A 13,661-nucleotide genomic window follows, 5' to 3' on the forward strand; every position below is an offset into this window, starting at 1 on the left:
CGGTCCGCGCGGGCCGGGCTGGCGGCTCAACGAGCCGGCGGGTCCCGGCGGGTCGGCGGGTCGGCGGGTCCCGGCGGGTCGGCGGGTCGGCGGGTCGGCGGGTCGGCGGGTCGGCGGGTCGGCGGGTCGGCGGGTCGGCCAAGGCTTGGGAGTGGGCACGTCGACCTGCATCGGCCGGGTCGACCTGCAATCAACGACTCTGGCCAGCGCTGCGCTGCGCACGGTGATCCGCTTCTGTCAGTCCGCCGACGCGGAAAGGGTCACGCGGGATGGGAATTCCCCAACGCCTGTGGGTTGTCGCAGCGCTGGCACGGCTCCGGCGCACTGAACGTTTTCAGCTTTGCCACTCCAGGGTGAGGGCGGCACTGGCGACTGACGTCATGTGGTGGGGGTGAGCGGGGCCTCCGGCAAACTGGCCCGTAGGGCCCGAGAAGAGTTCGGCAAGGAAGTGCAGGAGCGCGGCGGCTCGGTCTGCGTACTCGGCGGCCTCGACATGCGGCCGTTGCAGCTTCTCATGCTGGACGCCACGGCCCTCGCTGCTGTCCTGGAGGCTCCTCGGTTGGGCCCGAAGCACAGCGGTTGTCTGTGCAAAGTTGCGGGCGGTCGCCTCGCCGAGGAGTCGGCCCTGTGCTTCGGGTCGCAAGATGATCGTGGGGAGGGGACAGGAAGCATGCTCGAAGTACCCTCCCTGCAAGGTTCTCCGGTCGGCACTTCGCAGCCTCCGCCGTGGCGCGGTCGGACGGAGGCATTTGTGTAGAGAGGGCAGAGGGCAATGAGTGTGGCTGAGAACTGGTCCCGCGTGATGACCCTTCTTCGGCAGCACGCCCCGGCCGATCACGCGGATCTGCCAGGGCCCGCTACGGAGCAGATGCTCGCGGCCGCCGAGGAACGGATGGGTATCGCCCTTCCTGGGGATCTGCGGACGTGGCTGTTGCAGAACAATCTGGATCTGCCTGAGGAAGATGTCGACGACGAAGTGGCATGTTGCGGCTTCGACGGGTTCCCGGACGAGGGCAGCTTCTTTCTGGGCATCCGGGCGATGGAGAAGCTCTACGCGAACCGCTCCATGCCCGGTGGATTCGACCCTCCGGACCAGCCGGACAATCCGTTCTGGCGTAATGAGTGGATCCCGTTCCTGTCGGACCAGGACGGCTGGATGGGAAAGTTCATCGATGTGCGGGACGGGCGTGTCGGCAGGTGGTTCGTGGGTGAGATCACGGTCACGGGCGAGTACGAATCGCTAGCCCACTATTTCGACTCCGTAGCGGAGATGCTGACGAAGATCGCCGATGGCAGCTACCCGGTCTGTGGGGTCACCGAAGGTCGACTCGTCTGGTCGTGAGACGGTTCCCAACCGCATGACTGCCATCGCCAATGCGTCCTCGCCCTGGAGCGCTAAGGAGCTACGTCAGCGTTGACGTTCCAGGGTGAGGCTGGCTGCGGCGGTGGCGGTCATGCGGTTGGGGCTGCAGCGGGCTCGGCGGAAGATCCGCCAGGACCTGAGTCGTGCGATGCTTCGTTCGACCGGTGCTCGTGCCGCTGACAGGGCGCGGTTGACTGTTCGCTGAGTCGTGGTGAGGTCCTGGCGCGGAGGCCGTCTGATGGGTGTGGTCACCCAGGGGCCGGCGCCGATGTAGGCGCGGTCGGCGAGGATCGGAACACCCTGGCATTCGCAGATCCGGATGATGCTGTGGGTGCGGGCCGCGGTCAGGTCGTGGGTGCGGCCGGGCAGCGCGGGCGAGATCCACAACAGGTTGCCGGTGTGACGGCCTTCCGCTTTCCGCTCGCCACCTCCCACAGCATGGCCCTACGCAAGGGCGAGGAAGTCCGCGCCCTACGCATGGACGTGTCCCCCCTGGTGCCGTGAATGCCGCCGTCAGGGCAGACCGTCACCGACATCCGTGAGTGCGCGCCTACCAGTCCCGAGATCGTTGTACGAGTCGCAGACCACCAGCGCTGCTCCTGGGCGACGAGCTCGCCTATTCGGCGGTGGTGACCGGCTCGCCGGTGTGGTCGGCGAGCAACCCCGCGATCCGCCGGGCACGCCGGCCCCGGCCAATTCCATTCCCGATACACTCAGTTGTTCGAACCCGGAGTGGCCGGGTCCGTAGGGTGGGGAGTTGAGTGCCATGAGCGAGACACGCGTGGACGACGTCAGCGGCCGGGGATGGACCAGGCGGCAGCTTCTTCGGGCCGGCGGCGGCTTCGCGGCGCTCGCGGCGGGCGCCGGGGCCCCGCTTGTCGCGGCGTCCCCCGCAGCCGCCGGGGACCCCCTCGTCTCCCCGCATTTCGTCCTGGCGGGCAACGGCGGGAACCCGGTCCTCAAGGCCACCCTCCACCAGCCGTACTGGGCGATGCAGTCCTTCGCCTACGACCACGTCAACGCGCAGATGTACTTCGCCCAGCACCGGGTGGGTACCAGCGCGGGTCACAACGGTGACCTGTGGATCTCCCGGACGGACCTGGCCGGCAACGTCCTGGGCGCCTCGACGATCCAGGGGTTCGGCCACGGCTCCTCCATGGGCGTCGAGCCGGCCGGCGCCGGCGCGCTGCCCTACCTGTGGATCGAGGGCGGCGACTCCGACGACAACGGGGCGGGCGAGACGCTCGCCCGCTTCCGGTACGCGGACGGCATGGTTCTGAAGTACACGGACCCGGTCACCCCCATCTGGAACCGGACCCCGACGTTCAACAGTTTCGCCAAGCTCCCGCGACCCGCGATCGACCCGTACGCCAACCGACTCTTGATCCGATACGCGACGCAGGAGCCGGCCGACCGCGTCTGGCGCATCGCGGTGTTCTCGATGGCGGACGCCGTCGCGGGACGGCTGGGCCAGGACGACCGGATCGCCGAACGCGCGATCCCGAACAACGACGAACTCGGCCTGACCGACGCCGACCTCTTCCAGGGCATCGCGCTGTGCGGCCGGTTCGCGTACCTCCTGTACGGAGGCCCGAACCGGACCTCGTACCTCGTGACCCTCGACCTGAACACCACCGGCGGAACGTACTACGACAAGTTCGCGACGGGCGCCGGTGCCTCCCTCAACGGCCGCGAGGCGCAGGGCATGGCGATCTGGATGGCCTCGGGTGCCCCGCGACTCGCCTTCGGCTACTCCTCCAGGCAAACCGCCGACACCGACCACTTCGAGGCCAGCGTCTTCTACAAGAGCGACTTCGTCAACTGATCCACGGGCGAGCGGCGGTACCGTGTTCGAGCGTTTGCGAAGCGAAGCTATGTGCACGGAGGACAGCATGAGTTCGCCTGCATTCCGGCAAGTCGAAGTGCGCGAAGTGCGGTGAAGAGAGCGTCCAGTGAGCGTTTTCAGCGTTGTCTTTCCGTGGCGAGGACTGCCTTGGCGATCGCCGTCATGCGGTCGGGGCTGAACAGGGTGACTCACTCGACCAGTGCGTGAGGCAGATCGGGTGCGGCAGGATAAGGGACCCACGAGGCACCTGCGCTGACGAGATGAGCGTTCGGACGCCTCCCTCGATGGCACAGGTGCCTCGCGTTTTGCGCCCTCGTCGCTGTCATCCGATCGGTGGCCACTCTGAACGCGCTCAGTTCTACGAAATCTCCCCGTAGATAAATCGACGTCGGAGTGCGGAAGAGAGCTGTCACCGGCGAATAGAGCAATCCGGACGACGCTCGCCTTGGCCTCAGCGCTGACCGCAGTTTGACCGGGGCGGCCCTGGACAGCGCCATGTCGGGAGGTACGCCATGCCCAGACACGACCTCTGGGCACTGGACCGCCTTCAGCTCTCAAGACGACAAGAGCTTCTCGATCGCCGACGACACACTCACCAGACGCAAAGGTCAGTTCATTCCGCTATCCGAGGCAGATCTACCGTTCTCCTCGTAGCAGAAGCGCCGCCCACCAGCCGGCCCTGGCCAGCCCGGTTGCTCACACCTGCCCGCCCTGCAAGGGCACGTTCACCACGAACCCTCGCCTCCGGAGTAATCGTCAAGACCTGTGGACCGAGTAGTCAGAAGAAGCCGACCGTGTCCTTGAGGAGGCGAAGGGCTTTTGCGCGGTACGTGGCGTTGTCGCGCCAGGCCTTCTCTGCCTGCACGCTGGTGATCGTGACGCCCGCCCTCCCTGCCGAGTTATCTGCGGGCGCCAGGTGGCCGCAGGCGAGAAGTGCGCCGACGCGAAAGAGTGCGGTGCCCAGTTGGCGGGCGGCCTCGGGTTGGGACAGCCAGGCATCGTCTGCCACCCGGGGAACCCGCAGGAGCTCGGGGTAGCGGCGTTCGTCTCGCGGTGTCATCAGGCGGCCACCGCCTCGGAGGGTTCGACGAGGTGACCGTTCTTGAAGCGGGCGCCGTTGCGGACGTGGGCGACGAGGTGGGGAGTGGAGATCACGCGCAAGCGGGCCTGGGCAGACTCGACAAGGTGGACCACCGTCGCCCGAGCCGCGGTCGGGCTGCCGGCCCCGCGGGTGACTTCGGTCCTTGACTTCACGGTGCTGAAAGTGGACTCGATGGGATTTGTCGTACGCAGATGCACCCGGTGTTCGGCAGGGAAGTCGTAGAACGCGAAGAGCTCGTCGGCCTCGTCGGTGACCTTCTTGATCGCTTTCGGCCTCGCTCCGTAGGGGCGCTCGAAATCCTTGATCGCATTCTCGGCGTCGTCGCCGTCCTCGGCGTTGTAGATCTCCTGCAGGGCCTTCTTCGCGCTGGCCTGAGCCGACTTCGTCAGCGCATTCATGACATTGCGGGCCTTGTGAACCCAGCACCTCTGACGCTTGACCCGCGGAAACACCTCTGCGAGGGCCAGCCATACGCCCATCGCACCGTCGCCGACCACGAGTTCGGGATCGCGCAAGCCGCGCCGGCGGCAGTCACGCAGCAGATCCTCCCACGACTCGGTCGACTCACGCAGCCCCTCGGCCAGGGCGATGAGTTCCTTGCGGCCGTCGGAGCGCACGCCCATCAAGATCAGGACGCAGGAGTTGGCCTGACCAAGGCTGACCTTGGGATGGGCGCCGTCGGCCCACACATAGACGTAGTCGCAATCCGACAGGTCGCGGACCTGGAAGGCGGTGTGGTCCTCGCTCCACTGCTTCGTCAGCCGGGTCACCGTCGCCGACGAGAGGCCGGCCCACGAGCCCAGGAACTGCTCCATCGTGGGCACGAAATCCCCGGAGGACAGTCCGTGAAGGTAGAGCAGGGGCAGGACCTCGCTGACCTTCGGGGACTTGCGGCACCACGGCGCAAGGATCTTCGACGAGAACCGCTTGCATTCACCGGTCTCCACGTCGACACGCTTATCGTTCACGCAGGGCGCCTTCAGCGACACCGGCCCGGCGGCGGTGGCCACCGTCCATTCCCGATGACGGCCGCTGCGGACCACCACACGGTGGCCGGCCTCGTCCCACTCCCTGGCCACCTCGGCTACGTACTGGTTGACTTCGACCTCCAGCGCCGCGGCGAGCATCCGCCCCTCACCCTCGCGGACGATATCGTCGATCAGGGACTCAGTCTCGGTAATTCCGTCATTGCTGACTACGCTGAGCTCCGGCAACACCACCCACGACAGTTCCCGGTGCCGTCGATCCGCTGGCACCAACGTCGGTCCGGAACTGCCCGTACTGCAATCAGCCGGTCACGATCGTCGCTCTGCTTGCGACTCCAGAAGCCGCCCGCCCCACAATCCCCGACCGCGTCACCGAGGTCACACCCCACTGAGACGAGCCTCGTCTGAACGTCACTGATCACCGGCCCGCCGACCCGACGGCCGACGGGCCCACACCTTCAGGCTCAGGCCATCGAGCGCAACTGATCAAGTTCGCTGCCGATCGCATCCCGCAACCCATCGTGCTGCGGACCGAGCCGGAACTGTTCAGCGCTCCACCGGTCATGCGGATAGAGCCACACCGGCGCACCTACGAGATCGTCCGGCTCCCACTCGAAGCGTGGCCAGACGTGCGCATGCAAGAACGGGTCTGTGTTCCCCAGAATCTCCAGATTGACCCGCCGAAAAGCCGGGTCCAGTCGTCGACATGCCCGCTCCACCGCTTCGCCCAGCTGGTCCATGTCGGACAAGAACGACAACCGCTTGGCCTTCGGCAGGTCGGACAGCCGTCGAACATCCGGCTCATCCGCGAGGAGAACCGAGTAGCCCGGCAGAAACTGAACGTCGCCGATCACTGCGAACCCCGACGCAAGACGCCGCAGCACCGTCGGGTTCTCGCCTCGCAGAGCAGTCCCGATGCGATCCATTCGCCAATCACCAGTCATGGCCAGAATCTACCCGCAGGTGATCAAGGAGCGCTCTTCGCTCCCCGCCCTCCTCACGCAATCCAAGAACCAATCAAGTGAGGCGAGGAGCGGCTCCGGTCATTCCGAAACTCCATCAGCAGTGTCCCGGAGCAGGATAATGCGGGAGGTCGCGTGGGTGTGCCGCGGCGCTCGGCGGCAGCGCGGACAGGCGTCGACCAGCAGGGACTACATGCGAACTCAGATCGCGCACCGATGAGTTTCCCGCGCCGCGCCGGTCTGTACGCGTGAGACCGACTCACGGAAGACTGGTGCCATGCGGAAACTGATCTACGGCATGAATCTGACTCTGGACGGCTACATCGCCGCGCCCGGCGACGACATCGGCTGGAGTGTGCCGAGCGACGAGCTGTTCCAGTTCTGGTCCGACCAGTTGCAGGCGACCGACCTGTCGCTGTACGGCCACAAGCTGTGGGAGACGATGAGCTCCTACTGGCCGACCGGCGACCAGAAGCCCCACGCCACTCCGGCGGAGATCGAGTTCTCGCGCCGCTGGCGGGACATGTCGAAGGTGGTGTTCTCCTCGACGATCGACAAGGTCGACTGGAACACCCGCCTGGTCACCGGCGACGCGGTCGCCGAGATCACCCGGCTCAAGGCCGAGGACGGCGGCCCGATGGACATCGGCGGCGCGACGCTCGCTGGGGCGGCCATGCGGGCCGGGCTGATCGACGAATACGTGCTGGCCACCGCACCGGTCCTGGTGGGCGGCGGCACGCCGTTCTTCACCGCGCTGGACAGTTGGGTGAACCTGCACCTGGTGGAGACGCGGACACTTCCCGGCGGCGTGAGCCTGACCAGGTACGAGACGAGGCGCTGAGCGGGCCGTCACGCGACTCGACCGCCTGCCGGGTCGACGCGAACGTAAGCGGCCCTGCTCCGCCTTGCCAGACGCAGCGCCGAGGTCCTTCGCTATGGGCCCCCACACCCTCAGCTGCGTACTTGTCGCGAGAGGATGGGGCGGTGATCCGCCGCGACCCCGAGATACAGGACCTGTTCCGCCGCTATTGCGCCCCCGCGCGGCGCTACCTGAAGCTCGGTGGAGCGGTACTTCGTATGCCGCGCGAGGAGTACGAGCTGTTCGTTCGTGCTCTGGCCGCTGATGCGAAGGCTGTTTCCGACGCCGAGCTCACCGCCCTCTTCGAAGGCAGCTGGCGCGAGCGGCGCACCGCGGCATGGCTCGCCGCCGTCTCGCGCCGTGACCACTTCCGCGAGCGTCTGGGAGCGCTGCTGCTGGAGAGCGAGGTCTGCTGCGCGGGTGGGGCCTACTGCGTGGCGCTGGCGAGTTTCGGCACGGCACGGGACGCCGACCTGCTCGCCACTTACCTGGATCGCTACCTGCGTCGGCCCGACCTCGCCTACGACCAGCCGACGGCCATGGGCGCCTTGGCGTACACCGACTCCGCCCTGCGCGGCGACCGGGCCAGCCGCCTCCTCCAGGAGGGCGGCCTGTGGCGGCGGTGGTTCCAGGACGCGCCCCACATGCACGGCGATGACGACATCTCGGCCTATCTGGGCGGCATCCGCCTCGCCTGCGCTGTCGTCGACGAATGCGCCGACACCTGACCTTCGGGCTCGGTGAGGGTTTCGGGGCGTCTGAGAAGCATCCGGAGACCGCCCATTCAGGTCGCGGACCAGTGGCGACTCTGGCAACGCCGGCCAGATCGAGCCTGCTCACGCCGTGCCACGTGACGATACAGTGCGCGGGTGATCATTTCCGTTGTCCACCCACGACCGGCCCTCAGGGCGACTACGAGCCATCCGGGCCGCTGACATGGCGCCCTTTGTGTACCGCATCACTCCGTACGACCCTGCTGACCTCGACGCGGCGGCCGACGAAGGCAGCACCTTGATCGCGTACGACTCGAGAGAACGCGTCGCTGCTGCATGCGTGGCAGCAGTGGCCGGGTTCGCGCTCGATGCCGCCGTCGAGCAGGTGACGATCGACAACCCCATGGCCGAGGGGTTCTTCTCCTTCTCCGTCCGTGCGGGAAGCGGGGGGCACGGGCTGAGCGGGCTGTTCCCCTATGACAGCGTCGGGTTCCACGACGGCGCGCGCGTCCCGCTCGCCACCGGTCTCGGGTTGCTGCGGGCGATGGTGCTACGGGAGGGTGCCTGGTGCCGGCTGCTGGCAGACAACGGATTCTTCGTCCATGTCGGTGACCGGGACGATATTTACGTCGGCGATGCCCGGGAGCACGAGAACGACGTGTCCCGCACCCGCGCTCTGGGGCTGTTCGCCGACCGGGTCGCAAGCTCGCCCTACGACCCGGCTCTCGACGAGACCGACACCTCGCGGGCCGCCGACGAGGAGTTCTGGTCTGAGGTCGGCGCACTGGTCGCGGGCCTCGGCGGGGTCCTGTTGGAGGAGCGTCCGAGCGGCAACGCCTACCGTTGGCACCGCCTGACGACCGCCGACGAGGTCGGGGCTGTGCGTCAGCGTCTGAGCCCACGAGCGCGGCTGGCGGTATGGCCGGACCTCACCGACGACATCGATGTGATCCGTGCCGCGGTCGTGCGCGGAGAACGCCTGCAACTGCTCGTTGAGCAGTATCCGGGTGGGGGGTTCCACAGGGCGTGCGTCGCCGAGCCGGGCATGGGACGTGCAGACGTGCCGAATCCCCGGATCACGGCGGGCCCGGGCCACCGCGCCGCATTGGTCCCGCTGGAACGAGATGATCGCTGTCCTCTTCTCGCTGCTGTACTGCCCGACGCGGACGGTGTCCTGCGGGCGCGCTGGCGCACCAATCGCAGCCGGGCCGATGAGCTTCGGACGTTCCTGGGCTCCCTGCGAGTAGGTGAGGCTGTCGTCGGCGTGGTCGCGACGGGGCTCGATGACATCGGGGTGTACGTGCACCTCGACGATGACCTGGGCCGTTTCCTCGGCTTCCTCCGTGTCCCCGAGATGTCCTGGACCCGCTTCGACTCAGTGGACGACGTCGCCCCGATCGGTCGCGAAATCCGCGCCGAGATCATCAGTATCGACTTCGCACGGGAACAGGTGAGCCTGTCCATGAAAGTGCTGCAGCCCGATCCCTGGCGGCACTTTGCCGATACCCACAGGGGCGGCGACACGGTTCCGGGGACGGTGACAGCGCTCGTGCCGTTCGGAGCGTTCGTTCAGGTGGAGGAAGGCATCTCGGGCCTGGTTCACCTCACCGAGCTGGTCGATCACGACGTCGAGACTCCTCAGGAGGTGGTCGCGGTCGGCGACCAGGTCCGTGTCGCCATCCTCGACGTAGACCGACAGCGTCGCCGCATCAGCCTTTCACTCAAACGCGCCCACCGGAATGTGGACGATGGTGCCGCGTGAGCCCTCAACGATCACGCCCAACCGTTCTCTTCACGGCAGCGAGGGAGTCACCACGGTCAGCCGTACATGCCCCAAGTGCCGAATGCCTCGGCCAGTCATCCGCCCCACCGCCTGCACCCCAGGTAGGCGCTACCGGGCTGCCCCCGGCTGATGAGGATCTACCCGAGGGGCCGGGGTCACAGGAAATGGTGCACCTGGTCTCGGCGATCGGCCGAGGAACTGGGCGGGCCCGGATGGTGCTTCGGTCTGCAGGGGCTCTAAGCCATGGACATGACGCACGGTTGTTGATGCCGAACACGCCCCGGGCTGCGCCGTCCTGCGGGATCTGATCGACTGCGCCCCCGTTCAAGCCGCAGCCGTTTCATTCACTGATTTCGCAGCGTCACGGTGTTCGGCGTTGATGCGCTGCGCTTCCTCGAGCTGGTCCTCGAGGATGATGATGCGGCAGGCGGCCTCGATCGGGGTGCCTTGGTCGACGAGTTCGCGGGCGCGGGCGGCGATGCGCAGCTGGTAGCGGGAGTAGCGACGGTGGCCGCCCGGGGAGCGGAGCGGGGTGATCAGGCGGTGCTCGCCGATCGCCCGGAGGAAGTTGTGCGTGGTGCCGAGTATGTCGGCGGCGCGGCCCATGGTGTAGGCGGGGTAGTCGTCATCGTCGAGACGACCGTACGAGTCATCTGCTGTCATTGCACCTCTCTCGGGAACGCGTTGAGGGGCCCGGGTGCCGTACTGCCGGCACCCGGGCCCCGAAGGAACTGCTACACCATCTGCCGGCCCTGGTCCTGCGCCGGCTGCTGTGTCCGCACCGCCCCCGGGGGGATGCGCGGCGGTTGCGTGGATCGCGGATGCGTGACCGGAGACCACCTCACTATCGATGTCCTGCGGTACCCGGACTCGCGTGGCGTCCGGGCGATCCTGATGGCGCCTGGTTCCTCCGTCCTTTCCCTCTTGATCAATCACTTACTCGGGAACCGCGTACTGCGTGTACTGCTGGTGGCCTCTCGCAGCACCACCTCCGGCAGCCAGCCCCGTCGCCCGTCCTGCATCTGCTCTGGCTTAGAACCCCACTGCCGGACCTCCCGGCGCGCGCGCCCGCAGCCGACGCCTTCACCGAGGTACTACTCACTTCACTGCTGGGTACCGCGAACCGCATTCACTACGGGTACTGCCACTGCGGTACTTCCTGCGGCGGCCCCTGATCACTGCGGGCCACCCGGTCCGGTCACCAGTCCCGTCGCCGTCCTGCAACAACCCTGGCTTCGAAACTCCGTCACCGCACCGTCCTGCAACGGCACTTGCGGATAATGCTTCCCGGCAGTTCATCCCTGCCGGGGCCTTCGACCTCTCTAAGCTACGAGAGAAACCATAACCACATCACCACTCAATGTCTACTCCGGCCAACACAGCTTTTCTCCCCGCCCGGCGGTCAGGTAACAGATCTCGAACAGAGACACGGAAGCCGGGGTGCCCGTCTCCCGCCGGCCCGCGGCCGCCCCGCCGGCCAGAGCGGAGCGATAAGCCGGGGTGAGCCGGCCCGCGTGGGCATGGGAGTCGGCGCAGCAGAGGGGCGGAGGGGGTGAAGGTGAAGCGGTCCTCCGAAGCCGACGAAGCCCTCGCAGCGGGCCTGCCGGGAGGTGCTGCCCAAACGCATAGCCCGGAGGGCAAACCGTCCACGCGGTGGCGCCGCGAGGGGGCCACCCGGCTCTAGCTTCTCCCTTGACCCGTCCAGACATGAAACGTCGGGCGATATTCACCGGACCGGATCGGCGGCCCCCTGCTGCCGGAGGCCTTCGTAGCGGTCGGCGAGCGCGTAGAAGGCCTTCTTCGGTTCCCAGGGCATGTCGGGATAGGCACGAGAGGACGAGGGGATGCCGTGATCCTTCTCGATGAGCTTGACGATGCCGTAGGAGGCCATGTCCAGATCCGGAGCGCCGTCCGTGCGGTGCGGGGCGCGGCAGTCGATGAAGCTGAACCAGAAGACGGAGTCGACGCCCTCCTCGTCGAAGACGGGCATGAGGTCCTCGATGTACCGGACCTGCTCGCTCTCGTCGCGTACCAGGTCGGACCTGAGCGTGACGCCGTCCGCTTCCATCGCTACGTACCATCCCGCGCCACCGTAATCACCTGCTCCCTGGAAGGTGCAGCAGCCCACTTCCAGGACCGCCACCGGCTTGCCGTGGGCGAATTCCTTGCGCAGGTCGTCACGGTAGCTCGCGGCGTTGCGCAGGCCGCGGAAGGCGTCGAGCCCGATGATGTCGAACGGCTCCCAGTCCACGCCGTCCAACGGGTTGGAGGCGTACGTGACCGGGCCGCCAAAAACGGGCCGTACGGCGGCGACGAGTGCGCCGAGGAAGGCGTTGACCCGGTCAGGGATACCTTGGAGTGCGGCTTCGCGGTCGGGGCCGGCGAGGACCGGGACGCGATCCGCGAACGTATCGCCGGGAAGGTACCCCTGGGCGAACAGGCTCAGCTCACAGCCGGTGACAAGAACGACGTCCGCGCCCTCCCGGCGCAGCCGTTCGGCCCGCTCCGCACAGTCGACGAGGAGCGGCAGCATCTGATCGTTCGTCATATCGCAGGGAAAGGGCGAGTACCAGACCTGCAGTCCCGCAGCCGCTGCGTACCGCGCGGCTACGTCGATCCGGTCGGGATCGTCACCGATGACGCGGATCGCAGTGCAGTGAAGGTCCTCGGCGATGATCCGTATCTCCCTCTCGACGACACCGGGGTCGAAAGTCGGCCGGGAGTGCTTGCCGAGGACGAACATGCCGGTGTCGTAGTGGATGCCTCTGCCACGCATATCGACGCCTCCAAATAAGAGTCACTGCGTATCTTCGGTCCGCGACTAAGATACATGACGTGTCTAAAGAACCGGTACGCACGCGGCGACGAGGGGCGGAGCTGGAAACGGCCCTCCTTGACGCAGCCTGGGACGAGTTGCTTGCCTGCGGCTTCGAACGGCTGACGTATGAAGCGGTCGCCGCCCGAGCCGGCACGAGCCGGGCAGTGCTCTACCGTCGGTGGCCCACGAAACGGGATCTCGTCCTGGCCGCCTTGAGCCGCAAAGCGCCACCGGTACCGAACGAACCGCCCGACACCGGGACTCTTCGCGGTGATGTGATAGCCCTGCTGCGCTTCGTCGTCCGCCAGATGGCCGAGCTGGCCCCGGTACGACAGGTGCTTGCCGCTGAGCAGGGGTCGGACACGGAACTCTCCGCGTACCTGGCCTCCCGTAATCGCGGTCCGGGGGGCGACTGGATGCGAACGGTCCTGGACCGGGCAGCCCACCGTCGTGAGATCGACCCGACAGCCTCGCTCCCCGACCGGCTCGTGGCGCTCCCGGTGGTCCTCGTTCTCCATGAACTCCTGATGGCCCGTCGCACCCCGTCCGACGCCGACTTGGAGGAGATCGTGGACCTGCTGTTCCTCCCCCTCGTCATGCTCCAGCAAAGCCCAGACCACTAGACAGTGCTTCTCGGAGTCATGTTCGGAGCCAGACAGCGAGGGCTGCGATCGTGACGGTGCCAAGGTAGATGCAGGCGCGTTTCTCGTAGCGGGAGGCGACGGCCCGGAAGCGTTTGATGCGCTTGTCGTCGCGTTCGACCGTGCTGCGCTTCTCGTTGCGCTCACTGTCGAAGCCGCTGGGCCGCCCGCCTCAGGGCCCCCCGTCGTCCGATATCTCTAATGGTCGGGACGCTCGGGGATGATGGTTCGGATTCCGCCTCGTCGCAGGTGGCGGCGGTTCATCCAGGACGTGTAAGCCTGGCCGTCGTCAGGGCATGACCGGGTCCGGGGCCGGCCGGGTACGGGGCCGGCCGACTCCGGCTCGGGGCACCAGAACCTGCTGCAGGATGCGCGCGAGCTGGGGCCCGTCACCGTAGTGTCCGGGTGTCAGGACGAACGCGAGAGGCCTGCAGCGTCCCTGACGACGAGGTGGATCTTGGTGGTGAATCTGCTGGGGGAACGTCCCAGACACTCGCCGATCTGACCACCTCCCCACACGTCGACCGTCGCGGCTGCCAAAGCCGTGACGCGTTTCGTGCACGCCGAGGAGGGGAACGTCCTTTCGCC

The 13,661-nt window shown here is 67.1% G+C and carries 11 protein-coding genes and 1 pseudogene; 6 read left to right on the forward strand and 6 right to left on the reverse strand.

The genetic code is table 11. The annotated features are described in order from the left end of the window. Window positions 1-772 precede the first annotated feature (772 nt). Entirely contained in the window at window positions 773-1,342 is a 570-nt protein-coding gene (locus ABZ454_RS23785; RefSeq protein WP_359540652.1) for an SMI1/KNR4 family protein, read from the forward strand. Between the two features lie 66 nt (window positions 1,343-1,408). Here the strand turns inward: ABZ454_RS23785 and ABZ454_RS23790 are convergent. Continuing rightward, window positions 1,409-1,753: pseudogene (locus tag ABZ454_RS23790) on the reverse strand (transposase family protein); the annotation flags it as partial. A gap of 376 nt (window positions 1,754-2,129) precedes the next feature. Here ABZ454_RS23790 and ABZ454_RS23795 point away from each other — a divergent pair. Further along, window positions 2,130-3,188 carry a hypothetical protein gene (locus tag ABZ454_RS23795; protein ID WP_359540654.1) on the forward strand — a complete coding sequence of 353 codons (1,059 nt, stop codon included), beginning with the start codon at window positions 2,130-2,132 and terminating at the stop codon, window positions 3,186-3,188. A 799-nt stretch (window positions 3,189-3,987) separates the two neighbouring features. Here the strand turns inward: ABZ454_RS23795 and ABZ454_RS23800 are convergent. The 3 genes from ABZ454_RS23800 to ABZ454_RS23810 form a co-directional block, all read right to left on the reverse strand. Further along, window positions 3,988-4,269 carry a DNA-binding protein gene (locus ABZ454_RS23800; RefSeq protein WP_359540657.1) on the reverse strand — a complete coding sequence of 94 codons (282 nt, stop codon included), beginning with the start codon at window positions 4,267-4,269 and terminating at the stop codon, window positions 3,988-3,990. Continuing rightward, entirely contained in the window at window positions 4,269-5,531 is a 1,263-nt protein-coding gene (locus tag ABZ454_RS23805; protein WP_359540660.1) for an IS256 family transposase, read from the reverse strand. The genes ABZ454_RS23800 and ABZ454_RS23805 overlap by 1 nt, the downstream gene beginning before the upstream one ends. Before the next feature lie 230 nt (window positions 5,532-5,761). Next, on the reverse strand, window positions 5,762-6,241 hold the full coding sequence (locus tag ABZ454_RS23810; RefSeq protein WP_359540663.1) for a diadenosine tetraphosphate hydrolase: 480 nt from the start codon (window positions 6,239-6,241) through the stop codon (window positions 5,762-5,764). A 295-nt stretch (window positions 6,242-6,536) separates the two neighbouring features. Between ABZ454_RS23810 and ABZ454_RS23815 the strand changes: the two genes are divergently transcribed. The 3 genes from ABZ454_RS23815 to ABZ454_RS23825 all read left to right on the forward strand — a co-directional run bounded on the left by ABZ454_RS23815 (window position 6,537) and on the right by ABZ454_RS23825 (window position 9,593). Continuing rightward, entirely contained in the window at window positions 6,537-7,100 is a 564-nt protein-coding gene (locus ABZ454_RS23815; protein WP_359540665.1) for a dihydrofolate reductase family protein, read from the forward strand. Between the two features lie 143 nt (window positions 7,101-7,243). Beyond that, on the forward strand, window positions 7,244-7,846 hold the full coding sequence (locus ABZ454_RS23820) for a DUF6000 family protein (RefSeq protein ID WP_359540667.1): 603 nt from the start codon (window positions 7,244-7,246) through the stop codon (window positions 7,844-7,846). 220 nt (window positions 7,847-8,066) lie between these two features. After that, a complete protein-coding gene (locus ABZ454_RS23825; protein ID WP_359540669.1) occupies window positions 8,067-9,593 on the forward strand; it encodes a S1 RNA-binding domain-containing protein in 1,527 nt (508 codons plus the stop codon). 345 nt (window positions 9,594-9,938) lie between these two features. Here the strand turns inward: ABZ454_RS23825 and ABZ454_RS23830 are convergent, their stop codons facing one another. Further along, window positions 9,939-10,277, reverse strand: a complete 339-nt coding sequence (locus ABZ454_RS23830; protein WP_356319364.1) for a MerR family transcriptional regulator — start codon at window positions 10,275-10,277, stop codon at window positions 9,939-9,941. A gap of 1,063 nt (window positions 10,278-11,340) precedes the next feature. Continuing rightward, window positions 11,341-12,390, reverse strand: coding sequence for a hypothetical protein (locus ABZ454_RS23835; RefSeq protein WP_359540672.1), 1,050 nt, complete (start codon window positions 12,388-12,390; stop codon window positions 11,341-11,343). A 59-nt stretch (window positions 12,391-12,449) separates the two neighbouring features. Here ABZ454_RS23835 and ABZ454_RS23840 point away from each other — a divergent pair, with 59 nt between their 5' ends. Continuing rightward, a complete protein-coding gene (locus tag ABZ454_RS23840; protein WP_359540675.1) occupies window positions 12,450-13,055 on the forward strand; it encodes a TetR/AcrR family transcriptional regulator in 606 nt (201 codons plus the stop codon). Window positions 13,056-13,661: the final 606 nt, after the last annotated feature.

The organism is Streptomyces sp. NPDC005803 (genome assembly GCF_040630435.1).
GTDB lineage: Bacteria > Actinomycetota > Actinomycetes > Streptomycetales > Streptomycetaceae > Streptomyces.

Excerpts from the sequence above, each read along its gene's own strand:
- ABZ454_RS23785 (WP_359540652.1), top strand. The coding sequence starts at position 773 with ATGAGTGTGGCTGAGAACTGGTCCCGCGTGATGACCCTTCTTCGGCAG.
- ABZ454_RS23795 (WP_359540654.1), top strand. The coding sequence starts at position 2,130 with ATGAGCGAGACACGCGTGGACGACGTCAGCGGCCGGGGATGGACCAGG.
- ABZ454_RS23800 (WP_359540657.1), bottom strand. The coding sequence starts at position 4,269 with ATGACACCGCGAGACGAACGCCGCTACCCCGAGCTCCTGCGGGTTCCC.
- ABZ454_RS23810 (WP_359540663.1), bottom strand. The coding sequence starts at position 6,241 with ATGACTGGTGATTGGCGAATGGATCGCATCGGGACTGCTCTGCGAGGC.
- ABZ454_RS23815 (WP_359540665.1), top strand. The coding sequence starts at position 6,537 with ATGCGGAAACTGATCTACGGCATGAATCTGACTCTGGACGGCTACATC.
- ABZ454_RS23830 (WP_356319364.1), bottom strand. The coding sequence starts at position 10,277 with ATGACAGCAGATGACTCGTACGGTCGTCTCGACGATGACGACTACCCC.
- ABZ454_RS23835 (WP_359540672.1), bottom strand. The coding sequence starts at position 12,390 with ATGCGTGGCAGAGGCATCCACTACGACACCGGCATGTTCGTCCTCGGC.